Raw genomic sequence first — 26,981 nt, 5'->3', positions numbered from 1 at the left:
GTAGGTGGTTTAGGAATAAAATATGAGTTTTGAAACAGGAAACAGGCAGGAAGCAATTAAATATAAATTTACGCTAAGAGAAGCGCTGATAGGTGATGAGTCCTTCTACCGGAGAGTAGCGATGGTCGTTGTTCCGATGATCGTCCAGAATACTCTTTCAAACGTTGTCGGACTTCTTGATAACATCATGGTTGGCCAGGTGGGAACGCTGTCAATGTCAGCTGTTGCCATCGTCAATCAGATTCTCTTTATCTTTTATCTGTGTATATGGGGATCACTTGCAGGGGCAGGTATTTTCAGTACTCAGTTCTTTGGAAAAGGAGATATGGAGGGTGTAAGGGCCGCTATAAGATTTAAGTTTATTACAGCCATTACGATACTGCTGATTGCAGGAGCTGTTCTTTTAACATTTGGAAGTACCCTTATTAATCTGTATATTGCAGCTGATACTCCGGCTGCAGATGCTGCTGAGACCTTGGGATATGCATCAGGCTATCTTCGCATTATGATAGTTGGACTTATTCCCTTTAGCTTGACGCAGGTTTATGCAAGTGCCATGAGAGAGTCGGGTAAGACTACGCTTCCTATGATAGCCAGTATGGTTGCCATGGGCGTAAACTTTGTGTTCAATGCACTGCTTATTTTTGGACTTTTTGGCTTTCCTAAGATGGGAGTTTTGGGAGCAGCGGTAGCCACTGTGCTTTCAAGATTTGTTGAGCTCTTTATTGTGGTTTATGGCGCTCACAGGAAGAATAGCAGATATGAGTTCTTTAAGGGACTGTACAGTAAATTTGTTATTCCCGGACACTTAGCAGGGCAGATGCTGATAAGATCACTGCCTCTTTTGATGAACGAGTTTTTGTGGAGCCTGTCTCAGGCAACGCTCTTACAGGCTTATTCAGTCAGAGGAATTGCGGTTATAGCAGCTATGAATATCAGCGGAACTATCTCTCAGATATTTAATGAAGTCTTTTTGTCACTGGGTAATTCCACAGGTATCATTGTTGGACAGGAACTGGGGGCAGACAGGCTTGTGTCTGCAAGGCGTACAGCTTGGAGAATGGCAGCACTTAGCGTTGCATCTACTTTTGTTATGGGATCGCTTTTGGCACTTGCTGCGCCTTTTATTCCACAGGTTTATAATACAGAGCCCGAGATCAGAAGGCTCGCCACAAGATATATCTGGATTGTAGCCCTTTGTATGCCTATAAATTCATATGCGAATGTATCTTATTTTACAATGAGATCAGGCGGCAAGACTGCTGTTACATTCCTCTTTGACAGCTGCTTTGCATGGCTTGTTCCTGTACCATGCGCATATATTTTGAGCAGATATACAGCACTTCCTGCGCTTACTGTATTTACAGTAGTTTCTCTGCTTGAGTTCCTCAAATGTGTTATCGGATTTATACTGGTCAGAAGTGGTGTATGGGTTCGAAATATTGTTAAGACCGAAAAATGATATTTTTATCAGATGATGAATTATTTGGAAATAAACTGTTATTAGGCGGATTTTACAAGGATATGGCACGAACGGCACTTGTATAATCCGGCCCATTTAGTGTAAAATTTTAATGTTATGGACTTATTTGATTATATGAGACAAAACAATAAAGAAAAGGAATCTCCGCTTGCCGCAAGGATGCGTCCGAGGACTCTTGATGAGGTCGTCGGGCAGCAGCATATCATTGCAAGAGACAAGCTTCTTTATCGTGCAATTTCAGCAGATAAGCTGAGCTCCATAATCTTATATGGGCCTCCCGGGACAGGTAAGACTACACTTGCCAAGGTCATCGCAGGAACTACCAAGGCGGAGTTCATGCAGATAAATGCCACAATAGCCGGCAAAAAAGATATGGAAGATGTGGTTAATAAGGCCAAGGATAACCTTGGAATGTATGGCAAGAAGACCATTCTTTTCATAGATGAGATACACAGATTTAATAAGGGGCAGCAGGATTACCTCCTTCCGTTTGTTGAGGATGGAACAGTTATCCTGATAGGTGCAACTACTGAAAATCCATATTTTGAAGTTAACGGGGCTCTTATTTCGAGGTCAATTATCTTTGAACTCAAGCCTTTGACAGCAGATGATATCAAGGTTCTGCTCAATAGGGCTGTTACAGATAATGAGAGAGGAATGGGAGCGTACAAGGCTGTTCTTGAGACAGATGCAGCGGATTTTCTTGCAGATCTGGCTGATGGAGATGCAAGACATGCTCTTAATGCAATAGAGCTTGGTATTTTGACTACTCCCAGAAGTGAGGATGGACTTATCCACATCACCAAGGAAGTCGCCGAGGAATGCATCCAGAAGAAGGTTGCCAGATATGACAAAGATGGGGATAACCATTACGACACAATCTCCGCATTTATCAAGAGCATGAGAGGCTCTGATCCTGATGCGGCCGTATATTATCTTGCGCGAATGTTAAACGCAGGTGAGGATCCCAAGTTTATTGTTCGTAGGATGATGGTCTGTGCTTCTGAGGACGTGGGAAATGCTGATCCACAGGCACTTCAGGTTGCAGTTTCTGCTTCTCTTGCAGTTGAGAGGCTGGGAATGCCGGAAGCCAGGATCACACTGGCTCAGGCTGCGAGTTATATAGCTACTGCGCCCAAGTCTAATGCAGCTATCTGCGCTATTGATGATGCTATGGCTACTGTCAGGGAAACAGGAAATCTTCCAATTCCGTCTCATCTTCAGGATGCACATTATAAATCAGCGGGTAAGCTTGGACATGGAATAGGGTATAAGTACGCTCACGATTATCCTAACAATTATGTGGAACAACAGTATCTTCCATATGAACTAAATGGCAAAGAGTTTTATAATCCATCCGGAAACGGATATGAAGTTAAGATCAAAGAGCATATGAAAAAGCTCAAAGGTCAGAAATAATTATGATAAGCGCAAGAGCGCGTGCGAATGAATGATCAGCATAAGCATAGTGCTCTTTTGTGAGGGGTAATGGCTAAAAAGAAAAAGATGCATACAGGGGCAAAAGCCCGTAAGAATAGAAGACTTGTAATTCTCAGCAGCATAGTGGCAGGACTTGCCACTGTTTTTGTGATAGGAACAATAATCTATGTGATATTCGGAATGGATGATGGTTCTGCTGGAGAAATTGCTCAGACTGGAATGTCAGAGGAGGGACTTGCTGTACTTGATTCATCTCAGGATAGCAGTGTTATGGACCCGTTTACAGGAATGGCTATTACAGCCGCTTCGGTAGAAAAAATAGATACAGAAAGTCAGGAGTCTGAATATATAAATCAGGATATTGTGGATGCTATTGTTTCAGGTGGTAAGTCTGTTTCCAAGGCACTTTCTGGTCGCCCTGCCACAGTTGAGATGACAGATGAGAACAGAAGCACATTTGCTTCTATTGATAGCTGCCTTATCGAGAATTCTTCTAAGGTTACAGTAGCTGTCACATCTGATGGCATCCCTAAGAGTGATGACAAATACTATTATCTGTTTGAGGAAAAAATATATGAAGATTCAATAGGTGAAGATGCCGAGCCTCTTTCCAAGATTTATAAGGGAGATGATACATCTTTTACCATAAATCTCAACAAGGGAGATTCTTCATCCAAGCTCTTTTCCAAGTTTACAGTTGCTGTAAAGCTTGATGGAGAGTATGTTTCAATAGCTCATCCCAAGTTTATTACAAACCCTGAGGCATGTGCGGGATACAGCTATGGCGGTATGAGCCATAAATCAATTAAAGGAATCCTTCCGGATCCGCTCAGGATTGGAGAACTGCCTGATCTGGGAGTCAGTTACTGTACCTATAATATTCCTCTTTCACATATTTTATCTACATCTGGAGGAATTGCTTATACCTATGGTGGAGTGACCTATCACTTCAAGCAGGGAGCAATAGAGACTTACGATTATCTTTTCAAAAGACTTAACGGAATGGGGATAGATGTAGCTGCCATTGTTTTAAATGATGCAAGCACAGCAGCTTTCCCGGAGATCACTCATCCGGATGCAAGACATGGCTCAACAGCTCCATATTATATGTTTAATGCAGTCAATGATGGCGGAGTGAAGGCCTGCGCTGCAATTGGAAGCTTTCTTGCCAACAGATATTCAGGATCAGGACACGGCAATGTCAGCATGTGGATCATTGCCAATGAGGTTAATGCAAGACGAGAGTATAACTACATGCCATTTGTGGATGTTAATACATATTCAAATGCCTTTGCAGATGCCTTCAGAGTTTTTTATAACGCTATAAAGAGCCAGAACTCTGCGGCCAAGGTATATTGGTCAATTGATCAGAGATGGACTTACAATACACAGAAGACCGGGGATTATGACGCTAAGGATGTTCTTGACATCTTTACTGCAACTATCTCAGAATATGGCAATATTGACTGGGGACTAGCAGCGCATCCATATTCATTCCCTAATGAGAACACACCTTTCTGGAAGCCTACCAAGTATACTAATCACACGGTTTCTACACCGGTTATTTCAATGGATAACCTGGAAGTTCTCACTAACTATATGCAGAGGGATGAGATGAGAGATACTTCCGGCAATGTCAGATCTATTATCTTAAGTGAGATCGGTTATTCTTCAACTTCCGGTGAAACTATGCAGGCAGCGGCCTTTGCGTATGCTTATACCAAGATGGAAAAAAATGGCTATATTGACGCGTTGATGTTCTCAAGGCAGACAGATGCTAGTGATGAGATAGCAGCTCTTGGACTTGCTCTTGGCCTTCAGACTACCGGCGGTCATCATAAATATATTTATAATGTGTTTAAATATATTGATACGGACAAGCGAAATGAGGTAGTATCATTTGCGTATGATATAGTCGGTACTAAGTTTTGAGAATAGATGATTTATGAATTGACATTTACCTATCACCTATTTCGAAATAAATGTTCAAGAGGAGAATGATATGACAAACGCTGAGAAAGCCTTACAGATGCATGAAGAGTGGCAGGGGAAACTTGAGATCAGATCCAAAGCAGAGGTTAAATCCAAGGAAGATTTGGCTATAGCTTATACACCGGGGGTTGCAGAGCCTTGTAAACTGATAGCTGAAGATAAGAACCTTGCATACAAATATACGATCAAGTCAAATACAATTGCTGTTGTCTCTGATGGAAGCGCAGTTCTGGGACTGGGTAATATTGGTCCTTATGCGGCTATGCCTGTTATGGAAGGTAAAGCTGTTCTCTTCAAGGAATTTGGCGGAGTCAATGCAGTTCCTATCTGTCTTGATACTCAGGATACAGAGGAAATCATCAAGGCTGTAACCTACCTGGCACCGGGCTTTGGAGGCATTAACCTTGAAGACATTTCTGCTCCAAGATGTTTTGAAATAGAAGAAAGACTCAAAGAGAAACTTGATATTCCGGTTTTTCATGATGATCAGCATGGCACAGCTATTGTAGTTCTTGCAGGTGTTATCAATGCACTTAAAGTTGTTGGCAAGAAAAAAGAGGACTGCAAGGTTGTAGTTAATGGCGCAGGAAGTGCCGGTATTGCTATAACCAAGCTTCTTCTCAGATATGGTTTTGAAAATGTTACAATGTGTGATAAATCCGGAATCCTCAGTAAGTCATCACCTGATCTTAACTGGATGCAGGAGAAGATGATGGATGTTACCAACAAGGAAGGCAAGACAGGCAAGCTTGCAGATGCTCTTAAGGGGGCAGATATCTTTGTTGGTGTTTCAGCTCCGGGAATTGTGACCAAAGAAATGGCACAGGAGATGAACAAGGATGCTATAATGTTTGCGATGGCAAATCCTGTTCCGGAGATCATGCCTGATCTTGCCAAAGAAGCTGGAATTCGCGTTATCGGTACAGGTAGAAGTGATTTTCCTAATCAGGTCAATAATGTTCTGGTATTCCCTGGAATATTCAGAGGAGCTCTTGAATGCGGAGCAACACAGATAACAGAGGAAATGAAGCTCGCTGCAGCTAATGCTCTTGCAGCCCTTGTTCCTGAGGATGAGCTTAGTGATGTGAATATTCTTCCTGCTGCATTTGATCCAAGATGTGCAGATGCTGTATCTGCAGCAGTTAAGAAATGCTTTTTAGATAGCTGTAAATAATATATTAACTATAGAATTACTTGAATTGTGAAGGAGGGAAAGCTTTTGAGTTCCCAATACCTAACCTTATACAAAATGATTGTTCTGTACATGTTAAGACGCTGTGAGGTACCTCTTAGCAAGTCGCAGATTTATGATTTTATACTGGAAAAAGAATATACGACCTTCCTGACGCTTCAGGAGGTATTCAGCGAACTTGCTTCGTCTGAGCTTGTTATCGAGAAAACTGTAGCCAACAGGACTTTCCTTGAAATAACCAAGGAGGGAGATGAAACTCTTAATTATTTTGGTAACAGGATCAATCCTTCTATCAGACAGCAGATCGATGAATATCTTCGTGATAATAGCATGAAGTTGAGAAATGAGACTGCTATTCAGGGTGATTATCACAAGACCGCAGAAAATGAGTACACTGTCAGACTCGTGGCCAAGGAGAATGGCCAGAACCTTGTGGATATAAGTCTTCCTGTTCCTACTGAGGAGATAGCCCAGAGTATATGCGATAAGTGGCAGGAGAAGAATGCAGATATTTATCAGTATCTTATCAACCAGCTTATGATGGACTAATTAAAAACTCTTAAATCTAGTTTGAGACTAGGTTTAAGAGTTTTTGTTTGATTTCCTTATCAAATAAAAAAGCCCCAAACCATAAGGTCTGGAGTAAAGCTTCTGATGGGAATTGCACTACCAATATCTCTCAAATTTCTTGGATACTGATTTGATATCCTGATTCTGAGGCAGAAGTACGCTGGCATTTGTGTGTCTCAGATCATGTGAGCATATATAATGGAGCTTGTTGGATTCTGTTAGAGTATATTTTGTTAATAGTGATACAATATAAGAAGTGACAATTATGGTTAGCTACGATAGGCGCTCAATATTGTATGAAGGGTAAAAAGAAATATTACAAAATGTGTGGAGTTCAGTTTTGTCTGCACCTTTATGAATGATTATGACGAGCATAGCATAGGTTGTGATGGTGTATATTGTGCACTCAAGGAGTCGGGTGAGGCAATAAATGAGACTTATTGAGAATTATTAACTCAAGCTCATAAGAGAAATTGCTGTGTTATAAGGAGAGAAATTATGCAGGCAATAGCTTTTTTGTCGTTACTAATATGCTTGTGGAATATAGGTGATTATCCTAAAGACGAACGTGTTGGCAAATATAAATGGATGACATTGGTTCCATTTATAGCTGTGTTTCTTATAGCCTTTTCATTTTTTGAGGCGGCATCTACAAGCGTTCCTCAAGGCAAGAATATTACTAAACTAGTCAAAGTTGAGGATAGCGATGACAATGTGCTTTATTGGAATCTTTTGATAAATGTCGATACAGACGGGTCTTATGACGTTGAGGGCTTTGTTTCCCCTGCTGATGGTAGGATTATCGAAGTTGAACCATACTCCTACGAGTATTTTGGGCAGGAGGCTAGCTTTACTTGTTGGGACGAAGAACTAGATGATCATATAAGGTATGATACTATAATATATCGGCAAGACGTTGATGTAGCAATAATGGATAGAGTAAAATCGTTAGGAATATTCAATGTTATTCTATATTCTTTAGGTATGCTCATTTCGATATATGCATCTTATATATCAATAAAATATTGGCAAAAGTGGAACAAAGACAATTAAGCAATATAGATGAATGTTGGTGGCTGAGGTATATCATAATGAGAAGAAGGCTATTCGAGATAATAGAGACTTCAAATAATGATGATAAAGTGAGTTCGATATATGATGCATTGATGTTACTTGCAATTATTATAAGTATAGTTCCGCTTGCTTTTAAGAAGTCTTATCCAGTTTTTCGCTATATGGATGTAATTACTACTGGGATGTTTATTGTGGATTATTTTTTCAGGTTTATTACAGCTGATTATAAACTGGAGGAGCGCTCTGCTACAGCTTTTGTTAAATATCCTTTTACTCCTTGGGCTATAGTTGACCTTATCTCAATTCTGCCTACTGTAACTGTTTTAAACCCTGGTTTTAAGCTGTTCAGGCTCTTTAGAATTGTAAGAACATTCAGGATTTTTAGAGTCTTTAAGGCTTTCAGATATTCAAGGAGCATAAGAATTATTGCGAAGGTAATTAAGAACTCAAGAAGCGCGCTCTTGGCAGTTTGTACTCTAGCTATATGCTACATCCTGATTTCCGCATTGGTGATATTCAATGTTGAAGCAGATTCTTTCGAGACGCTGTTTGATGCCATATATTGGGCTACAGTCTCTCTGACTACTGTAGGATATGGAGACATTTATCCAATAACAACTGCGGGTCGAATTATAACCATGATATCTTCAATATTTGGAATCGCTATCGTGGCTCTTCCTGCGGGAGTTATTACAGCTGGATATTTAGATGCTTTAAACGAAGCGAAAACAATAGAAAAAGACGATGATTAAGCCCTATGACATTTGCAAAAAATAAGCAATATCACTCCCTATAATATTGCTTATTATCTACACTACAGCCTTTAACATGTTTTAATCTGTAATATATCGCCAATAGAATCCTTTTGATTTTCGTCCACTTTTTACGGCTTGGAAAATCGCATTTGGAACTACTTGCAGTGCTCTTGCAGCTTCGTGAAGACTTTGATATGTATTGATCAATGTATCATTATCATCATATTGCCCTATTTTTTTCGAATTCTTCGCACCAACTATAGCTCGAGCGCAAAGAGGACAACCATGTCCGTTTATTCTGCTTCCTGAAGTTGAGACATAAGGTTTATGTCCTTTAGGGCAGTTCCAATAAAACTTATGGTTTGAATATGGTTTTATCTGAGATGGCAGTACTTTGTTAAGATCATGATTCCATTCCTTTGCTAATTCAGGATATAAAGTCTCAAAATCATCGACTCCTGACATTGGAACTCTTCCAGTACAATGAGGGCAGTCAGATATTTTCTTGTTTGACTGCATTCTCGAGTTTGGTGAGCTAGACCATTCATATCCACATCTATCGCACTTCCATGCAACCTTAAAGCTATAATTTAAAGGAATCTCATACGGAGAAAGATTTCCATTCTTTTTATAATCCCATTGTCGTAGTAGGAGTCCACTTTTTTCAGCAAGGCTTCCGTTCTTTTGAGTTTTTACTCTTGTATTAGTTAGTCCATTAGCTTTCATGGAGCACTCTTTGCAGCTTTTAGCTTTTCTAGAAACGATGCTACATATAGGAGACTTCCAAGTTTTTCCGCATTTAGGGCATTCCCAAGTTGCCATGAAGTTAGAGCCTGATGTGAACATAAAAGGCGTTACCCGTCCGTTGGCTTCTTTGCACCACATAGAAGCTAATTCAGGATATTGAGAACCGAAAGAGTCGTCAATATCTATTAAATACTCTAGAATTTCAGGACGGTCTCTAGATATATCAAAATCTGTCGGAAAGCCATAATGGCTGTTCAAATATGCGTCTTTACTATTGTCTGTATTAAATGTATACATACTGAAGGAGAATAGGCTTCCAAACAAAAAACTTAGAAACGCAGAAAGCTCTATATCTTTCATTCTCTTCTTAATATAGAAAATATCATCGGCTGTATCTTCCCAAGTGTCCTTAGATTCCTTGATTCTAACAAGCCTTATCCCCATTTCTTGACATGCCAAGTATTTTCTGCGTTCACGATCATGCTGACCTTCGTCATTATGAAAAGCGATTCCATCATACTCAATTCCCAATCTATACATTGGTATGTAAATATCTAATTCCATTCCCTTTTCAAAAGGCTCTTTATATCTATTAATTGCATCGGGGAAGCATTTTTTCGCATAGTAATAAATTGCTTGCTCTGGAAATGATGTTGAGTAAGCTTTTACACACTTAGGGCAATCTATGGGCTTGTGAAACTTTGTTCTCTTGATTACCTTTTTCTTATATGAATGACCTTTAGGACATATCCAGTTATACGAAGTGTAAGAATAAGGAGATACCTCACTTGGTAGAATTCCGTTATTCTTTGATGTATCCCATTCTTTTGCTATTTCAGGGAAAAGTGTTTCTAAATCGCTTTTACCACTAATGATTTTTCTTCCAGTACAATAAGGACAGATTGTATTCCTACTTACACGATGCTCAACACTTTGTTGAAAACTTGGATGACTATTTTTACATGTCCACCAGTAAAGACCAGTGTCTTTAGGAGATATTTTATCAGGTGTTATATTGTTTTTTTCTATATCAAATTCTGCTGCAAGTTCAGGATATAGAGTCTTTAGATCATTCTCGCCTGACAACACTTGCCTACCAGTACAATAGAAACACTTATGCTTCCTTCTGTACATCAGGCTTACCTTTTCTTTGAAACTATGCTCCTTTTCACATTTCCAGTTTATAACCTTGGAAGAGTTAACGAATAACGATGATACATTGATACCTTCTTTTTTGTTTTCTTCATTATCAACTATGGCTGTCAGTTCAGGTATTTCTGTCAATTTGATTTTTTCGTTCATATTTTCAATATCTCTCTGTTCTATAGCACTGCTATAAACTTATCCTTGCCTGATTAATACTATCATAGGTGGTGATGCACAGAAAGTAAAAGACTCCTGAAAGTAGATTCAATTTGGGATTTTATAAAATTGGTAGGTTTTTTGTGAAAACGGGAAATTGAGAATAACAAAAAAGAAAAGCCCCAAACCAAACGGTTTAGGGCAAAGCTGCTGACGAGAATCGAACTCGTGACCTCCGCACTACCAATGCGACGCACTACCGACTGTGCTACAACAGCTTGAACTCCTTGGAGTCACAAACGATATTATAACAACCACCTGTTAGCTTTGTCAATCCCAAAAGCATATTCAGATAACATGCTGTTACTATTCGCAGAGTATTCACTCCGCGCCCAATCCGCCTGAAGGCCCTTTCGCTTACGCAAGAGGCATTTTTTTGCCACTCCTGCCGGGATTTCATGGATTTACATATTCAGCCGTCTATTCTATGGCTCAAAGTACTCACATCCTCGGCCCGGTTTCAAGCAGATGTTGTTGCATGCGAGTCTGAGATGGCAAATGCGATTTTCTAATGTTTCCATAGCATTTTTTTACGATGCATGCGAAGCTTTGTTTGAAGCAGGACGGAGCGTTAAGTATTGAAAATATGAAAATGACATACGATGCGTAGCATCTATAAAAAGAGAAGAACTCAACTTCTTCAAGTTTACTTGAAAGATTGAGTTCTTCTCTTTTTAATACGCTCGCTTTTGCGAGCTTTGTCATTTTCATTTAGTAGATATCTTATCCGTCCTGCAAGTTTAGCTGAGCATGCATCAATAAAAGAAAAAATGCGGAAACATCTAAGAAAATCTGCATTTGTCAGTGACGAGCAGGCAATAACACTGCGTGGATAAAAGGGCCGTCTTTGGGCATAACAATTTATGATTAGTAAATGCTTGAAAATGATAAGAATATTGCGCAAAATCTTATTGCAATCCTATTTTGGTGGTAATAGAATCAAATCTATAGCAAACTTTATTATATGCTACATACGGGGTGATCATTATGAAAAGGAAAGACAGAAAGTGGAAGTATCCCAGGACCAGATTGCAATGGTTATGGGACAATATGGAAGGGAACAGATTCATTTATATCTGCGCAGTATTAGGCACGGTTGTTTACAATATGTTGCAGCTTACAGTGCCTTTTTTTTCTGGCAAAATTGTAGATGAATTCCTGACCGGAGAGGGTGCCAGACAGAACATGGCTGAGCATTCGGATCAGTTCTTTAAACTCCTTGCGCTCATGGTAGGGCTCACTGTGCTCAGATGTATCATCGTATATCTGGACTGCATGGCTTATGAGCATGTATCTCAGGGAGTGCTCTTTAGAGTCAGAAATTTCCTGTATAACAAAATACAGAGACAGGACATGAAGTTCTACAGTACCTATAGGACAGGTGACCTTATGACAAGGGTTACAGGTGACCTTGATGCTGTAAGACACATGGTTGCCTGGGTTGTGAGAATGGTAGTGGAGGCTTTTTCTCTGGTTTCCGCAACTGCAATCTATTTTATCATCATGGATTGGAAGCTTGCGTTTAACCTTCTTATCGTAGCTCCGCTTATTTTCTTTATTATTTATGTTTTCAAACTTCTGGTTGCGCCTATGCATGCACTTCTTCGTGAGAAGCTTGCGTATATGAATACAGTTGCCCAGGAGAATATAGCAGGTAACAGAGTTGTCAAAGCTTTTGCAAGAGAAGACTATGAGATCAGCAAATTTGATGATTGTAATACAGATTATAGGGATACCAACAAAAAGACTGCTCGCATTTGGCTTCGTTTCTATCCCTTTGTAGAAACACTTGCAAACCTTTTGGGAGTTATTCTGCTTTTGGCAGGTGGTTTGTTCCTCATAGGCGGTGAGATGACAATGGGTGAGTACGTATCATTTTCGGGCCTTATCTGGGCAATTGCAAACCCTATGAGACAGCTTGGTAACGTTATGAACGAATTCCAGAGATTCTCTGCTGCTTCTGCCAAGGTTATGGAGATTTACTATTCAGAGCCTAAAATTGTGGATGCTCCTGATGCAGTTGATGTTCCAGACAGATTCAAAGGAGAGGTTGAGTTTAGGAATGTATCATTCCAGTATGCGGATGCCAAACTCCCTGTCCTTGAGCATATCTCTTTTACCGCCAAACCCGGACAGACTATCGCAATCATGGGAGAAACCGGATGTGGTAAAACATCCCTTATTCATCTGATTCCAAGGTTCTATGAACCTACAGAGGGAGAAATCCTGATAGATGGAATAAATGTGAATAAGCTCAAATTAAACCAGCTTCGTAAGAATATAGGACTTGCAACCCAGGATGTACTCCTTTATTCGGATACTATAGATGGAAACATAGCTTACGGTGACAGCAATATCAGCAAGGAAGAAGTAGTTCGATTTGCCAAGTACTCTGCAGCTTCAGACTTTATTGCCAAGATGCCTGAAGGTTACGATACGATAGTCGGAGAAAGAGGTGTCGGCCTGTCAGGAGGACAGAAACAGAGAATATCTCTTGCTAGAGCTCTGGCGGTAAGACCATCTATTTTGATACTTGATGATACGACCTCCGCTGTGGATCTCGAGACGGAAAAAGAAATCCAGGATAGCCTGCGTCATCTTGATTTCCCATGTACCAAGATCATTATTGCTCAGCGAATTTCCACAACTAAGGATGCGGACCAGATCCTCATCATGCAGCATGGTGAGATCAAAGAGCGCGGAACGCATGAAGAGCTTATAAAGCTTGGCGGTTACTATGCTGAACTTGTTAAATTGCAGGCAGGTGCGTGAGAAAGGAGAATAATCATGGCAAGAAGAAATACATATAAAGAAGATGAAATTCTTGAAGAGCCTTTTGACCTGCGCCACCTGTTGAGGGCATGGGTTTATATCAAGAAACATGCGGGAAAAATGGTGCTTGCACTCGTTCTGTCAGCTCTTGGTGGTGCGGCAGCACTGGCCAGCCCGATGATCGTGCAGAAGGCACTTGATGAAGCTATACCAAGTGGCAATGTTCATATGTTGTATGGACTTGTTGTAGCAGTTTCCTGCTTTTATATATTGAGCGTTATCTTTACTACGATTCGTTCACACATTATGGTAAATGTCAGCCAGGATATTATTTACCAGATCAGATCAGATCTATTTAAGCATTTACAAAAGTTACCTTTCCAATACTATGATGACAGACCACAGGGTAAGATCCTTGTGCGAGTAGTTAACTATGTAAACTCAGTTTCTGATATGCTCAGTAACGGCCTTATAAACGTAGTTTTGGAAATCATCAACCTTGTATTTATTGTTGTGTTTATGTTCGCAGTTGATGTGAGCCTTAGCCTTGTAGTACTCGCAGGCGTTCCTTTCCTCATGGCTTTCATGTTCTGGATCAAGAATAAACAGAGAAAAGCCTGGCAGGCAGTATCCAACAAGAACTCAAACCTCAATGCCTATTTACAGGAGAACATTGTTGGAGCAAGAATTACACAGATCTTTGCAAGAGAGGATGAAAATGCTGAGATTTTCAAGACTCTTTCTGGTAACTGCAGAAAGACCTGGATGACAGCTGTCGGCTACAGTACCCTTGTATGGCCGGGAATTGACACTATTTCTGTTCTGGTAAGGGCAGCAATTTTCCTGTTTGGCCTCTTTATCTTTTCACATGGAAGTGAGACTCTTGGTACAATTGTGGCTATTTCAAGCTATGCATCAAGATTCTGGCAGCCTATCATGAATCTTGGTAATATTTTTAACGGCTTTATCAACAATATGGCCTATCTAGAGAGAATTTTTGAAACTATGGATGAGCCTGTAACTGTAGATGATGAGCCGGATGCTATAGAGATGCCCAAGGTTGTCGGAGAAGTTACTTTTGAGAATGTTTCTTTTTCCTATGAGAAGGGAAAAGAGATACTTCATAACGTTTCATTTAGCGTTAAGCCGGGAGAGAGCGTTGCTCTTGTAGGACCAACCGGAGCAGGAAAGAGTACGATAGTCAGCCTGATATCGAGATTTTACAATGTGGATAGTGGAAGGATCCTTATTGACGGACAGGACATCTCTAAAGTTACGCTTCAGTCTCTTCGTTCTCAAATGGGAATCATGCTTCAGGATAGCTTTATTTTCTCAGGTACGATTGAAGACAATATCAGATATGGTAAGCTCGACGCTACTGAAGTTGAGATAAGGCGGGCAAGTAAGACAGTCTGTGCACATAGCTTTATCAAGGGTATGCAGGATGGCTACAGGACTGAGGTAAAAGAGAGAGGTGCTCTTTTGTCACAGGGACAGAAGCAGCTGATTTCTTTTGCCAGAACTCTTTTATCAGACCCTTCAATTCTTGTTCTTGATGAAGCAACTTCAAGTATTGATGTACAGACTGAGAAAGCTCTTCAGCAGGGCCTTGACGCTATGCTTACAGGAAGAACAAGCTTTATCATTGCGCATAGACTTTCTACTATTACTAAATGCGATAAGATCATGTATATCAATGACGGTGGTATAACTGAGTGCGGAAGCCATGATGAGCTTATGGCCAAAAAGGGAGATTATTATCACCTTTATACTGCTCAGATGGAAGGTCTGGAGGTGGGCTGATGCCTAACTTTAGAATCATACTTTCAAAGAGCTATTGGGTATGTGAAATTATATTGTGGAAACTGGATTTTGGATTATCGTTTTTATAATTAATTCACAATTTATTCACAATTATGATATATTATATTTCCCATGAAAATATATGATATACCGCAAGCAACAAAAATAACCATTAGTATGGTTCATAACAATCAGAATCGCACTGTTGAAGCCACTGTTCTTACCAGATACGGTGATGGCCTTCTTATTACACCGGTGTATTGCGATGGAAGATTGCTTGATATCATTTCAAATGCCAATTTTGAATATGAGGAGTCAATTACCGGTGACAAGCATATGTTCCAGGCAGACACCATCAGCAGAGTTGATTTTGCAGGGACAGATTTCCATGTTGTTACCGGAAGAGAAATCGTTATTGCAGACAATCAGCGTAGGGCAGAGAGATATCCTGTGCAGATAATTGGAAATGCAGTTATCAACCATTCAGCTAATATAAGTGTTGTTATACATGATATTTCCATGCGTGGTATTTCACTGATAGTTGGCAAGAATTCAGGATTTAAGATTGGCGATGAAGTTAAGGTGGAATTTGCCAAGGATGCAAACAGTGCTAAAATGACTATTCGAGGAGTAATAGTAAGAGAGTTTACTATTGGTACTTATAATGCCATTGGCTGTGAGATTGAGAATATTGGCCCGAGAGCACTTAGCTTTATAATGGATAAAAAGATAGAGCATGCCAGGAAGAATACTGCTATGGCCATATTTGATGCTAAACAGGCAGCGTTATAAATTGAATAGCACCTGATTTTAGTATTTTAGATTTGTAATTTAATTATTTATAAGAAAGCTCAGCTGGTTTTCGAACCGGCTGAGCTTTTTAACATGTTTATTCAACTGTAACAACCTTGGCAAGGTTACGTGGCTTATCAACATCGTAGCCCTTGGCAGAAGATGTGTAGTAAGCAATAAGCTGCATTACAACTGCTGCAGGGAATGTCATGAACAGGTCATCCATTTCAGGAAGAATGAAAGTGTCTTCCTCAGGAATGTTCATATCTTTGTACAGAGACTGTCTTGTGATCAGAAGTACGCTGGCACCACGAGACTGAACCTCTCTGATGTTTGAATACTCTTTGGAAGCAAGCGCTGACTGTGTTACAAGAGCAACAACAGGAATACCATTCGTAATAAGGGCAATGGTACCATGCTTGAGTTCTCCGGATGCATAAGCCTCTGAATGAATGTATGAAATTTCCTTGAGCTTAAGTGATCCCTCCAAAAGGAGTGAATAGTCAAGACCTCGACCAATCATAAATGCCTGATCGTGTGAGAGGAACTTGTTAGTCATCTTCTGGATAAATGACTTCTTATCAAGAATCTGAGTGATGATCTCAGGAATTCTGTTAAGCTCGTCTAAATAATGTGCAACTTCCTCAGTTGAGAGAAGTCCGTTAAGTCTTGCTGCATGTATAGCAAGAAGATAGAAAACAGAGGCCTGGCTGGTAAAAGCCTTAGTGCTGGCTACAGCAATTTCCGGGCCTGCATGTGTATAAATGCAGTAATCACTGTTATCTGCTATAGTTGAACCCTTAACGTTAACAATAGAGAGAACCTTGGCGCCCTTCTTCTTGGCAAACTTGATAGCTTCAAGTGTATCGATTGTCTCACCTGACTGTGAAACTGCGATAACAAGAGTTCCTGGCTTGATAACAGGGTTGGTATATGTAAATTCAGAAGCGATAGCTACATCAGTATGGATGTTAGCAAGAGTGTGGAAGAGCTGCTGTCCGATAAGACCGGCATGCATAGCTGTTCCGCAGGCAATTACCACGATGTTCTGATTTTCTCTAAAGAGTGAATCAGGAATACCTTCCTCTGCAAAAGAGGTCTTGCCGTTTACAATGTGAGGAGAAACAGTATCCTTAATAGCATCAGGCTGTTCATGGATTTCTTTTTCCATATAGAAAGGATATCCGCCCTTGCCTCCACGGCTTGTATCCCAGTCAATAGTCATGAGCTGGAGAGGAACCTCATGTCTCTTCTCATCATGCACGATGATGCCTTTAGAAGAAAGGCATGCTACGTGGTATTCAGGAAGGAATGCGTATTCCTTGGCGTGTACACCAAGAGCAGCAACATCAGATGCAAGAAGAGCCCCGTGGTCTGTCATTGCAACAACAATTGGGCTGACATTACGTACAGCAAAAATCTTGCCTGGCTGATCGGAAAAGAGAATAGCAAAAGCAAAAGTGCCCTTTAAAACCTTGACTGTCTCTCTGATTGCAGTCTCAGGATCACCATCATAGAAATGATCTAATACAGAAGCAGCGACTTCTGTATCTGTCTCTGAAAGAAGCTGATCCTTGAGGTTATACTCTTTGATAAGTTCCTTGTAGTTCTCAATGATACCATTATGAACGAGGGTAACTCTGCCGTGATGATGAGGGTGAGCGTTTGCATCACTGACACCACCATGTGTAGCCCAGCGTGTATGGCCGATTCCGGCACAGGCCTCATCAGTAACATCGCCACACACTTCTCTTAAGTTGGAAACTCGGCCTGCAATCTTCCTGATAGTAGGTTCATCTGCACCATTTGGGAAAAGAGCTATCCCGGCACTGTCATATCCTCTGTACTCAAGAAGCTCGAGAGAATCAAGAAGGATTTCCTTGGTGCTTCTTTTTCCTATGTAACCAATTATTCCGCACATATAATCTCCTATCGCGTATTAGTTTATTCCTTATATTATAGTGTCAAATTTTGCCCATAAAAAGACATGCTATATTATATTAGCTTGATAGTTTTTAGTCAAATTTGACATATTGTTAAGACCATTGTAAAATTTCACTGGTTGGGGAATACTTTTTATTTATGCGACAGAGTAATAGGATTATGAAAATGTATAAAGAAAAAAAGAAAAACCTGATTATTCTCATAGTCTTTTCTGCAGTCTTTTGCACTGCACTCGGATTTGGAATGGCTATGAGTAACAAACCGGAAATAGAGACATTATCAGCTACAGACTTTTCTTCTGAGACTGTAGTCAGAACTATTACTGACTATACTAGCAATGCAGTTGCTGAGACAGCAGATGAGTACGAGGAATATCTTGATACCACTCTTGTAGCCAAGGAAGAAAACGCTGCCGAGCTTACGCTTACAGCTTTTACTGTAACTGAATATGAGAATGTAGCCAAGATGTTTGCCAGCGATACAGTTAATGTCAGAGCCGGCGCAGGAACAGATTATGACAGGATTGGCAAGGTCGCCTGGGGAACAGAGATGGATGTTACAGGCGTTACAGATAATGGCTGGTTTGAGGTGTTATATAAGGATCTGATCGGGTATATCAGAGGCGACTATATGGTTGATGAGATGCCGGGAATCCCTTACTTGTTTGTTGGTGATTCCAGAACTGTACAGATGGAGTTGGCAGTAGGTTCAACGGATAAGGCATATATTGCCAAGATCGGAGAAGGCTATAGCTATTTCAAGAATACAGCAATTGGCCAGATTCCTAAATATGCAGGTCAGGGAACGGTTATGATCATCAATTTTGGCGTCAACGATCTTTCCAATGCATCCAAATATATCAAGCTTGTCAACAGCAATATAGATGCCTGGGAGAACGCAGGAATTACCGTTTATTATTCTTCAGTTACTCCGGTAGGTTCATGTAGTGTATCTAATGCGCAGATAGAGAGCTTTAATGCTGCACTTCAAAATGGCCTTGATGAGAGAGTTCATTGGATAGACAGCTATTCATATCTTATGCAGACAGGCTATAGCACCAATGATGGACTTCATTATAATAAGGAAACTTACAAGAATTTATATTCCTATTATATGTCAGTAATTGGACAGCAAATTTAACTTTACGAATTGGCGATTTGTGATATAATTATTCGCAGTGTACCGGCCCTGAAAGGTTTGTGCTTTTCAGGGCTTTTTGCTGCACAAGACCGGCAAGCGAATGGATGCTTGCATACAAATTCATTTGCCGGAGGCGGGCAAGCAAATTATGTACATAGGTTTTGGAGGTTATTATGAATATAGTATTATTATCAGGTGGATCAGGAAAACGTTTGTGGCCACTTTCCAACGATATCAGGTCCAAACAGTTTATTAAAATATTTAAGACAGAGGATGGCTCATATGAGTCAATGGTTCAGAGAGTTTATCGTCAGATCAAGAAGGTAGACAAGGATGCTTCTGTTACTATAGCAACCAGTAAGACACAGGTATCAGCTATTCACAATCAGCTTGGATCAGATGTTGGAATATCAATTGAGCCTTGCAGAAGAGATACATTTCCTGCAATTGCTCTTGCAACCAGCTATCTTGTTGATGTTCTTGGCATCAGTGCAGATGAATCTGTTGTTGTATGCCCTGTAGATCCATATGTTGAGGATGAGTATTTTGAGGCTCTTAAGGCTCTTTCAGATCAGGCAGATAAGGGAGAGGCTAACCTTGTTCTCATGGGCATTGAGCCTACATATCCTTCAGAGAAATATGGCTATATCATTCCATCATCCAAGGAAGATGTGAGCCTTGTATCAACATTTAAAGAGAAACCAACTATAGATGTTGCCAAGGATTATATTAGCCAGGGCGCTCTTTGGAACGGCGGAGTATTTGCATATAAGCTCAAATACGTTCTTGATAAGGCCCATGAACTTATTGATTTTACAGACTACCATGATTTATATAGCAAGTACGATACACTTACCAAGATTTCTTTTGACTATGCTGTAGTAGAAAAAGAAGATAAGATCCAGGTAATGCGTTTCTCTGGGCAATGGAAGGACCTTGGAACATGGAACACACTGACAGAGGCTATGGAAGAGAGCGTTGTCGGTAAGGGTATCATGAATGAGACCTGCAAGGGCGTTCACATAGTAAATGAGATGGATGTGCCTGTTCTTGCAATGGGATTAACAGACGTTGTTATTTCAGCTTCTCCCGAGGGTATTCTTGTATCTGACAAAGAGCAGAGTTCTTATATCAAGCCATTTGTAGATGGTATTGAACAGCAGATCATGTTTGCTGAGAAGAGCTGGGGAAGCTTTAAGGTTATAGATGTCGAGCCGGGCAGTATGACAATCAAGGTTACTCTTAATGCCGGTCATGCTATGAACTACCACAGTCATCAGCACAGAGATGAGGTATGGGTTGTTATCTCAGGAGTAGGCCAGACAGTTATTGATGGCGTAGAGACATCAGTTAAACCTGGTGATGTCATCACTATGAAAGCCGGTTGTAAGCATACTGTCAGCGCTGAAACAGAACTTAAACTCATCGAAGTTCAGGTTGGAAGTGAGATAAGCGTAGAGGACAAGACCAAATATAAACTGTGATATTTGAATTATAAGAATAAAAAGCCTACTGTTACTTAGAATATTAATTCTTACGTATCAGTAGGCTTTTATTCAATAGGAAATAAAGACCAGAAGAACTATACACATAAATGTGCAGATCTCAGACAATGAAGTATATTGCAAGAATAAAAGACCAGAAGAACTATACACATAAATGTGCAGATCTCAGACAATGAAGTATATTGCAAGAATAAAAGACCAGTAGAGCTATGCACATAAATGTGCAGATCTCAGACAATGAAGTATATTGCTAGAATAAAAGACTAGAAGAGCTATGCATAAATGCGCAGTTCTCGGACGAGGAAGATAATTCATAGAATGAAGAAAAAAGAACCATCTGACTGCTTTGAACAACGCTGAAAGTCAGATGGTTCTTTTTGATGAGTTCTAATGAATTACGACGCAGACGAAAACAAGCATTTATGCATACTCATCATCCCTTGACTGCGCCTTCGATCATACCTTCCATGATCTGCTTCTGTGCAATCAGGAATATGATGATCATAGGAATGATAGCAAGAAGTGCTGCGGGAAGAATTCTATCCCAGCTCTTAACGTAAGATCCTACGAATTTCTGAATTGCGATAGGAATAGTCATTACTTTACCGTTCTGTCCAAGCATCATGGATGGAAGAAGGTAGTCGTTCCAGATCCACATACCGTTAAGAATAGTAACAGTGGTAATTACTGGAGTAAGAAGAGGGAAGATGATCTGGAAGAAAGTCTGCTCAGGTGAGCATCCATCGATTGATGCTGCCTCTTCAAGGTCATAAGGAACTCCCTTAATAAATCCGTTTAAGATAAATACTGTCATTGCCCCGCCAAATCCCAGGTAGGCGAACACAATACCTGGAACTGACTGAAGCATTGGAATACCAATAAACTTACCAACATCACGGAAAGTAGAAATGAGTGGAAGCATTACTACCTGGAAAGGTATTATCATGGATGCGATGAAGGTAAAGTAGATAACTGTTGACCAAATTGTCTTGTTACGACAAATAACCCATGCTGCCATAGCTCCAAAAAGTGAGAGCAGAACAAGAGACAGAACAGTAATAAGTGCAGATGAACCAAATGATGTAAAGAACATGAAGTTAGGATCATTTACTACTGCCTGAATGTTTTCGGCAAACTGACCGAAGCTTGCTCCGGCAAAACTTACAGGATTAGCAGTAATATCTGATGTTGCTTTTCCTGAGTTAATAAGAAGCAGGAAAAATGGAAATAATACATATATTGCAATTACGATAGCTATAATGAATCTGATCACTACGCTGGAAGTTTTTTCCTTGGTATGCATTATAATTCAACCTCCTTCTTATTAGAAATACGTACCTGTAAAATTGAGACTACAGCGAGGATAACAAAGAAGAGAACAGCCTTGGCCTGACCAAGTGCGTAATCATTGTTGATAACTGCAGTTGTGTAAATGTTAAGGGCGAGCATCTCGGTTCCGTTTGCTATATATGAGCCAAGGAACTGTACAGAGCCCTTACCATTTGTTAATGCAAGGTTTACATCGAACTGTTTGAAAGCAGATGTAAGTGTGAGGAAAGTACAAATTGTAATAGTAGGTGCTATCATAGGAAGCTTGATGTTAAAGAGAGTCTGAGTTTTGTTAGCACCGTCGATGGCAGACGCCTCAAGAACATCGCCCGGAATAGTGTTAAGTCCTGTGATGTAGATGAGCATGATATAACCTGCGTACTGCCAGATATATACGATAATTATGGCAAGGAAAGCCGTATTAGTGTCCGAAAGCATGGAGTAAGTTCCAGTGAACTTAGTTACTACATTACTGAAAATGAACTGCCAGATATAACCAAGAACAATTCCTCCGATAAGGTTTGGAAGGAAATAAGCAGCTCTGAAAAATCCAAGACCCTTGATCTTTGAAGTGCATAGAAGTGCAAGTAAAAAGGCAACAAGGTTAACAAGGATCATATTGAACACAACAAATAAAAATGTTAAAAGAATTGACCACAAGAATGCGGGCTGTTTAAACATTCTGGTATAGTTGGAAATACCAACGATACCTTTCATTCTGATACCATCCCAGTCGGTAAAGGAATATCCGATACCAAGAATAAGAGGAATGATAACAGTTACCATAAAAGCAAACAGAAGTGGAAACAGGAAAATGAAATTAATAATAGAACGATGATGCTTAAGTGTTGGGAAAAGATATAATCCAATAAAGAATAAAACTATGCCAACTATCAGCATTGCTCCCCTTAGCGCATTACCAGTTTTAGCAATGGACAATCCCAAACCGGCTATCGCAAGCACAATTCCTGCTATAAGGCTGATAAATGAAGCAGCCTTTCTCCCTATAGAAAATGTACTCATGTGTAATCCCCCTTTCGTGGGTGTGGAAATTAGAAATAGTATTATTGCCTTGTCATCGGGTTACCGGTCAGGAACTGAACAGTAACATAATGGGGCAGGACACGTATGCCCCGCCCCCTAAAATCATATTTAAATTACTGAGCGTAGTAATCAGCGATTACCTGAGCCATAGTAGAAACGAATCCGTCAGCATCAAGCTTGCCCTTTGCATAATCAGCAAATACGTTACAAGTTGAGTTCTGAAGTCCGTCCTTCTTGAGCATTGTGTGCCATCCTGAGTAGTTACCAGCTGTGATGTAGCTGTTCATGCTCTTGTAGAATGGGTTAACAGCTTCGTACTGGCAATCATCAAATGGAGATACAAGACCAGCATCGTTTACAAGAATGTTCTGAGCTGAATCGCCTGCACACCAGTTGAAGAATGCTTTTGCACCATCAACATTACCTGCTGAATAAGCAACCCAGTATGAAGGTGGTCCTGCAATGATTGTGTTGATGCCATCTTCAAATGCATATGGAGCAAATCCGCACTCGAAAGATACATCTTCTGGAGAAGTTACACACCAGTTACCCTGTGTGATAAATACATACTTGCCTTCCTTGAATCCGGCTACCTGATTGTCGTATGTGCCATCGATAAGAAGAGCAGGATCTGAATACTGGTTCATCATTCCGATAAACTCAGCAAAGTTCTTCATTCTTGCTTCGTCAATCTTACCACCATCGTTAAGAAGATCGATGTATGTTGTGTCGTCAGCCTTAAGACCTGCGTCAAGGTACTGACCAAATACGTGTGTACCTGATGACCAGCCAAGGTTTGTAGGCTCAGCGCACCATCCGAATACAGCTGTAATTCCAAGTTCATCTTTCTTGGAATCAAGTGTCTCACATGCAGCCTTCCAAGCATCTGGGCTTGTAAGAGAAGCAGGATCTACACCAGCCTTAGCAAGAAGATCAGCATTGTAACCAAGTGCTGTAGCTTCTACTGTGTAAGGGAATCCGATTGTTCCCATGCTAGGATCTACAAGTTCGAATCCTGTCTTGTTTGTCCATTCCTCACCTGAAAGATCAGCAAGCATGCCGTCCCAAGTAGCTGCCTGGTTAGCTTCGATAACGAAGATGTCTGGCATGTTATCAGCCTGATACATTTTCTTAAGCTCGTCAGATGCGTTTGTATCACCACCGATAGTCTCTACTGTAAGAACGTTACCTGTCTCTTCCTGGTACTTAGCTGCAAGTGCCTGCATCTGATCGTTGATCTCTGGCTTACCATTGAGAAGACGAACAGGAGCTACAGTTGAAGCAGAATCTGTAGTCTCAGCTGCAGGAGTCTCAGTTGTTGTTTCTGTCTGAGTCTGAGTGTTGTCAGATGTTGTTGTTGTGTCAGTTGTAGTTGAGCCGCAGGCAACAAGTGATGCTGCCATAGCACCGGCTAAAAGAACTGACATGAGTTTCTTTTTCATTTTGTAATCCTCCTTTTGTGCATTTTGCCATAACATGTTTACTTTTTGGCGGTTCCTTTTGCGCATAAGTTGTACGCTAAAATCAAAATATCACATATTTGCACAAAAAACAAGTAGGTAGCGAGAAAATACGCAGACTGCGTAAATTAAAAATGCCTGAATAGCGGATAAATACTGGGATAAGCACATTATTATTTTTTTATAAAATTATAAAATAATAATAAACTAATTAACGACATAAAGTGAATTTGTGTAACTTATGCGCAAAAGTTGGTTTTGTACAATTTGTATATAATAGATTGCTTAAGAGTATCTAAGTTAACATAATTGCAAGGATTTATTTGTGGGTAAAGAAAAAAGCAGATAAGCACAAATGCAGTGCCTATCTGCTTTGAATGATCGTTTATGATTATTTTTGAATGTTTTTGACTGTGTCTCTGATAACTAACTTGGTTGGCAGTTGAATCTGATTTGGCGTCTTGTGCCCTGAAAGCTGTTTGAGAAGAGTGTCAGCAGCAGTTACACCTTTTGCCTTAATATCCTGATGGACTGTAGTGAGTGCCGGCCTGTGATATTTGCCAAGCATGTTGTCATCGAAACCGACAATTGAAATGTCATTTGGTACAGAAATGCCCCTGTCCTCAAGTGCTGCCATCAATGTTACCGCGTAAAGATCTGAAACGCAGACAATAGCAGTAAAATCTTTCGAACGCTTGCATATCTCATCTAAGCTTTCTTCGATTTCGCTTGAACGAGGACGGATTTTGAGGAAATTATCTGACTTATATTTGATCCCGGCATCCTTAAGAGCTTTTTTGTAGCCTGTAAGTCTTGCAAGATCGACACCTGTCATGTTATCTGACAGAAAAGCGATTTTCCTATGCCCCTGTGTTATCAGGTAATTGGTAATATCGTATGTTCCCTGCTCATCATCAAGACCAACGTTGGTGAAATGTTTGAGCCCCTCAATACTGTAAGTATCAATGCACACAATGGGCTTTTTGTACTTCTCACTGACACGTATGCCATCATCTCCAATCATACCAAATAGTATGAGACCGTCCACATTCCAGGTTGATACATGGCGCATGATTTCTGTAGTATCGCTTGAAATATACAGCATCATGAAATAGCCGGCATTTCTGATAGTTTCTTCCACACCACCGATCAGCTCGGAAACGAATGGATCCATTATCAGGTTTTCATACTTATCAGCTCTTGCCTTGAGGGCCAGTCCTATGATCTTTGATTCGTTTTGGGCCAGGTTACGTGCATTTATATTCGGCACATAATCAACTTTATCAAGAAAATCCTGAACCTTCTTTTTGGTATCGTCAGACACTTCGCTGGTTTTTCCATGAATAACATTTGAAACCGTTGTAGTGCTCATATTTAGTTGCTTTGCAATCTCTTTAATCGTTATCATAATTTTATTTTGGTCTTTACAAAGAAAAAAAGTTATTGTATCTTGTGTTCAAAATAACATGGCGGAACATAAGTTGTCAAAAAGACGGGATTTATTCTATGCATAATTATACAAAACTGTCTTTGGTGTCACAAACATTTTTTACTGATAATCAGAAAGAGGAGAATTATGAATACAAATTACAACAGAATATCTGAAACAGCAGATACTGTTATTACCAAGCTGGATGTTGCACCTTCAAAGGTTGCTGATATTGAGATCCCGGCTGATATCCCACATGGTGATATGCCTGGGGACAAAATTGAGATTGGAGAGAGTCATGTAGCTAAGGCTAAGACTATTTTTCCGAAACTTGTAGAAGAATTAAAGAATACAATGAGTGGTAACAAATACGGACGTGCAGTTGTAGCTGTATGCGGCGGATCTGGTGTAGGTAAATCAGAAATTGCGTCATGTCTGTCATATTTACTTGAACAGGCTGGAATAGGCAGCTACACAATGTCAGGTGATAATTATCCACATCGAATCCCTATGTACAATGATGCTGAAAGACTTCATGTATTTAGAGAAAGCGGTATCAGAGCAATGGTTGACGAAGGTGTCATGTCTCCTGAGAATATGGAAGTTCTCAAGAAATGGCAGCTCGCAGAGGATGATGCAAATAAAGCACACGAAGAAAATGACACATGGTTCAGATCATATCTTGAAGGCGGAGCAAGAGGTCTTAACAACTATCTTGGTACTCCTAATGAGACAGATTTTGAAGAAGTAGATCAGATCATGAGAGCGTTCAAGGACGGAGCAGACAAACTTTTCCTTAAGAGAATGGGAAGGGATGAAGCTTCTCTTTGGTATGATGAAGTAGATATGAGCAGTAAGCAGGTTCTGATCGTTGAGTGGACACATGGCAATTCAGATTATATGACACAGGTTGATATTCCTGTTCTTCTTAACAGCACACCTCAGGAAACACTTGAACACAGAAGATCAAGAAACAGAGATGGTAAGCTTGACAGCCCATTTACTATGATGGTTCTCGAACTTGAGCAGAATAAGCTTGTAGCACAGGCACACAAGGCCAAGATCATCATCACTAAAGCTGGCGAGATCATAAGCTATGATGAGTTCAAGAAGCTTATGGGAATCTGATAATTATTGTTGTTTTATGA

At 40.2% G+C, this 26,981-nt stretch carries 19 protein-coding genes and 1 tRNA gene; 13 read left to right on the top strand and 7 right to left on the bottom strand.

Annotated features, from left to right (window positions below):
- Window positions 1-22 precede the first annotated feature (22 nt).
- From BPR_RS11535 to BPR_RS11505, 7 genes are all read left to right on the top strand, one after another.
- Entirely contained in the window at window positions 23-1,462 is a 1,440-nt protein-coding gene (locus BPR_RS11535; protein WP_013281666.1) for an MATE family efflux transporter, read from the top strand.
- Between the two features lie 117 nt (window positions 1,463-1,579).
- On the top strand, window positions 1,580-2,902 hold the full coding sequence (locus tag BPR_RS11530; protein ID WP_013281665.1) for a replication-associated recombination protein A: 1,323 nt from the start codon (window positions 1,580-1,582) through the stop codon (window positions 2,900-2,902).
- Between the two features lie 69 nt (window positions 2,903-2,971).
- A complete protein-coding gene (locus BPR_RS11525) occupies window positions 2,972-4,855 on the top strand; it encodes a DUF5722 domain-containing protein (protein WP_013281664.1) in 1,884 nt (627 codons plus the stop codon).
- Between the two features lie 70 nt (window positions 4,856-4,925).
- Window positions 4,926-6,089, top strand: a complete 1,164-nt coding sequence (locus tag BPR_RS11520) for an NAD(P)-dependent malic enzyme (protein WP_013281663.1) — start codon at window positions 4,926-4,928, stop codon at window positions 6,087-6,089.
- Window positions 6,090-6,134: 45 nt separating this feature from the next.
- On the top strand, window positions 6,135-6,656 hold the full coding sequence (locus tag BPR_RS11515; RefSeq protein ID WP_013281662.1) for a DUF4364 family protein: 522 nt from the start codon (window positions 6,135-6,137) through the stop codon (window positions 6,654-6,656).
- Window positions 6,657-7,175: 519 nt separating this feature from the next.
- Window positions 7,176-7,730, top strand: a complete 555-nt coding sequence (locus tag BPR_RS11510) for a hypothetical protein (protein WP_013281661.1) — start codon at window positions 7,176-7,178, stop codon at window positions 7,728-7,730.
- A gap of 38 nt (window positions 7,731-7,768) precedes the next feature.
- Window positions 7,769-8,503, top strand: coding sequence for an ion transporter (locus BPR_RS11505; protein WP_013281660.1), 735 nt, complete (start codon window positions 7,769-7,771; stop codon window positions 8,501-8,503).
- A gap of 81 nt (window positions 8,504-8,584) precedes the next feature.
- On the opposite strand, the gene BPR_RS11500 is transcribed toward BPR_RS11505, so the two are convergent.
- The gene (locus tag BPR_RS11500) at window positions 8,585-10,555 is read right to left on the bottom strand and encodes a zinc-ribbon domain-containing protein (protein ID WP_013281659.1); all 1,971 of its coding nucleotides are present in this window, start codon (window positions 10,553-10,555) and stop codon (window positions 8,585-8,587) included.
- Window positions 10,556-10,760: 205 nt separating this feature from the next.
- Window positions 10,761-10,833, bottom strand: a tRNA-Thr gene (locus BPR_RS11495).
- Between the two features lie 769 nt (window positions 10,834-11,602).
- Here BPR_RS11495 and BPR_RS11490 point away from each other — a divergent pair.
- The 3 genes from BPR_RS11490 (at window position 11,603) to BPR_RS11480 (ending at window position 15,982) form a co-directional block, all read left to right on the top strand.
- Window positions 11,603-13,387: an ABC transporter ATP-binding protein gene (locus tag BPR_RS11490; RefSeq protein WP_013281658.1), complete on the top strand. Its 1,785-nt coding sequence runs from the start codon at window positions 11,603-11,605 to the stop codon at window positions 13,385-13,387.
- Between the two features lie 15 nt (window positions 13,388-13,402).
- Window positions 13,403-15,190 (top strand): ABC transporter ATP-binding protein, encoded by a 1,788-nt coding sequence (locus BPR_RS11485; RefSeq protein ID WP_013281657.1) that lies wholly within the window; start codon window positions 13,403-13,405, stop codon window positions 15,188-15,190.
- Window positions 15,191-15,367: 177 nt separating this feature from the next.
- Window positions 15,368-15,982 carry a PilZ domain-containing protein gene (locus BPR_RS11480; protein WP_167531169.1) on the top strand — a complete coding sequence of 205 codons (615 nt, stop codon included), beginning with the start codon at window positions 15,368-15,370 and terminating at the stop codon, window positions 15,980-15,982.
- A 97-nt stretch (window positions 15,983-16,079) separates the two neighbouring features.
- Here the strand turns inward: BPR_RS11480 and glmS are convergent, their stop codons facing one another.
- Window positions 16,080-17,903, bottom strand: a complete 1,824-nt coding sequence (gene glmS / locus BPR_RS11475; protein WP_013281655.1) for a glutamine--fructose-6-phosphate transaminase (isomerizing) — start codon at window positions 17,901-17,903, stop codon at window positions 16,080-16,082.
- 182 nt (window positions 17,904-18,085) lie between these two features.
- On the opposite strand from glmS, the gene BPR_RS19935 reads away from it, so the two are divergent.
- Together BPR_RS19935 and BPR_RS11465 are read left to right on the top strand one after the other, a co-directional pair.
- Window positions 18,086-19,066, top strand: a complete 981-nt coding sequence (locus tag BPR_RS19935) for an SH3 domain-containing protein (protein ID WP_052301823.1) — start codon at window positions 18,086-18,088, stop codon at window positions 19,064-19,066.
- 173 nt (window positions 19,067-19,239) lie between these two features.
- Window positions 19,240-20,550 (top strand): sugar phosphate nucleotidyltransferase, encoded by a 1,311-nt coding sequence (locus tag BPR_RS11465; RefSeq protein WP_013281653.1) that lies wholly within the window; start codon window positions 19,240-19,242, stop codon window positions 20,548-20,550.
- 454 nt (window positions 20,551-21,004) lie between these two features.
- Here the strand turns inward: BPR_RS11465 and BPR_RS11460 are convergent, their stop codons facing one another.
- The 4 genes from BPR_RS11460 to BPR_RS11445 form a co-directional block, all read right to left on the bottom strand.
- A complete protein-coding gene (locus BPR_RS11460; protein ID WP_013281652.1) occupies window positions 21,005-21,874 on the bottom strand; it encodes a carbohydrate ABC transporter permease in 870 nt (289 codons plus the stop codon).
- On the bottom strand, window positions 21,874-22,923 hold the full coding sequence (locus tag BPR_RS11455) for a carbohydrate ABC transporter permease (RefSeq protein ID WP_013281651.1): 1,050 nt from the start codon (window positions 22,921-22,923) through the stop codon (window positions 21,874-21,876). Before BPR_RS11455 ends, BPR_RS11460 begins: the two co-directional genes overlap by 1 nt.
- Window positions 22,924-23,057: 134 nt before the next feature.
- The gene (locus BPR_RS11450; protein WP_013281650.1) at window positions 23,058-24,386 is read right to left on the bottom strand and encodes an ABC transporter substrate-binding protein; all 1,329 of its coding nucleotides are present in this window, start codon (window positions 24,384-24,386) and stop codon (window positions 23,058-23,060) included.
- Between the two features lie 409 nt (window positions 24,387-24,795).
- Window positions 24,796-25,812, bottom strand: a complete 1,017-nt coding sequence (locus BPR_RS11445; protein WP_013281649.1) for a LacI family DNA-binding transcriptional regulator — start codon at window positions 25,810-25,812, stop codon at window positions 24,796-24,798.
- A 168-nt stretch (window positions 25,813-25,980) separates the two neighbouring features.
- Here BPR_RS11445 and BPR_RS11440 point away from each other — a divergent pair, with 168 nt between their 5' ends.
- Window positions 25,981-26,961, top strand: coding sequence for a nucleoside/nucleotide kinase family protein (locus BPR_RS11440; RefSeq protein ID WP_013281648.1), 981 nt, complete (start codon window positions 25,981-25,983; stop codon window positions 26,959-26,961).
- Window positions 26,962-26,981 lie beyond the last annotated feature (20 nt).

The sequence above is a fragment of the Butyrivibrio proteoclasticus B316 genome, from assembly GCF_000145035.1.
Lineage (GTDB): Bacteria > Bacillota > Clostridia > Lachnospirales > Lachnospiraceae > Butyrivibrio > Butyrivibrio proteoclasticus.
This window is presented reverse-complemented; position numbering and strand designations above follow the sequence as displayed.

Bases quoted from the DNA above. Each gene is read 5' to 3' on its own strand.
- BPR_RS11535 (WP_013281666.1), top strand. From the start codon at position 23: ATGAGTTTTGAAACAGGAAACAGGCAGGAAGCAATTAAATATAAATTT.
- BPR_RS11530 (WP_013281665.1), top strand. From the start codon at position 1,580: ATGGACTTATTTGATTATATGAGACAAAACAATAAAGAAAAGGAATCT.
- BPR_RS11525 (WP_013281664.1), top strand. From the start codon at position 2,972: ATGGCTAAAAAGAAAAAGATGCATACAGGGGCAAAAGCCCGTAAGAAT.
- BPR_RS11520 (WP_013281663.1), top strand. From the start codon at position 4,926: ATGACAAACGCTGAGAAAGCCTTACAGATGCATGAAGAGTGGCAGGGG.
- BPR_RS11510 (WP_013281661.1), top strand. From the start codon at position 7,176: ATGCAGGCAATAGCTTTTTTGTCGTTACTAATATGCTTGTGGAATATA.
- BPR_RS11505 (WP_013281660.1), top strand. From the start codon at position 7,769: ATGAGAAGAAGGCTATTCGAGATAATAGAGACTTCAAATAATGATGAT.
- BPR_RS11500 (WP_013281659.1), bottom strand. From the start codon at position 10,555: ATGAACGAAAAAATCAAATTGACAGAAATACCTGAACTGACAGCCATA.
- BPR_RS11490 (WP_013281658.1), top strand. From the start codon at position 11,603: ATGAAAAGGAAAGACAGAAAGTGGAAGTATCCCAGGACCAGATTGCAA.
- BPR_RS11485 (WP_013281657.1), top strand. From the start codon at position 13,403: ATGGCAAGAAGAAATACATATAAAGAAGATGAAATTCTTGAAGAGCCT.
- BPR_RS11480 (WP_167531169.1), top strand. From the start codon at position 15,368: ATGGTTCATAACAATCAGAATCGCACTGTTGAAGCCACTGTTCTTACC.
- glmS (WP_013281655.1), bottom strand. From the start codon at position 17,903: ATGTGCGGAATAATTGGTTACATAGGAAAAAGAAGCACCAAGGAAATC.
- BPR_RS19935 (WP_052301823.1), top strand. From the start codon at position 18,086: ATGAAAATGTATAAAGAAAAAAAGAAAAACCTGATTATTCTCATAGTC.
- BPR_RS11465 (WP_013281653.1), top strand. From the start codon at position 19,240: ATGAATATAGTATTATTATCAGGTGGATCAGGAAAACGTTTGTGGCCA.
- BPR_RS11460 (WP_013281652.1), bottom strand. From the start codon at position 21,874: ATGCATACCAAGGAAAAAACTTCCAGCGTAGTGATCAGATTCATTATA.
- BPR_RS11455 (WP_013281651.1), bottom strand. From the start codon at position 22,923: ATGAGTACATTTTCTATAGGGAGAAAGGCTGCTTCATTTATCAGCCTT.
- BPR_RS11450 (WP_013281650.1), bottom strand. From the start codon at position 24,386: ATGAAAAAGAAACTCATGTCAGTTCTTTTAGCCGGTGCTATGGCAGCA.
- BPR_RS11445 (WP_013281649.1), bottom strand. From the start codon at position 25,812: ATGATAACGATTAAAGAGATTGCAAAGCAACTAAATATGAGCACTACA.
- BPR_RS11440 (WP_013281648.1), top strand. From the start codon at position 25,981: ATGAATACAAATTACAACAGAATATCTGAAACAGCAGATACTGTTATT.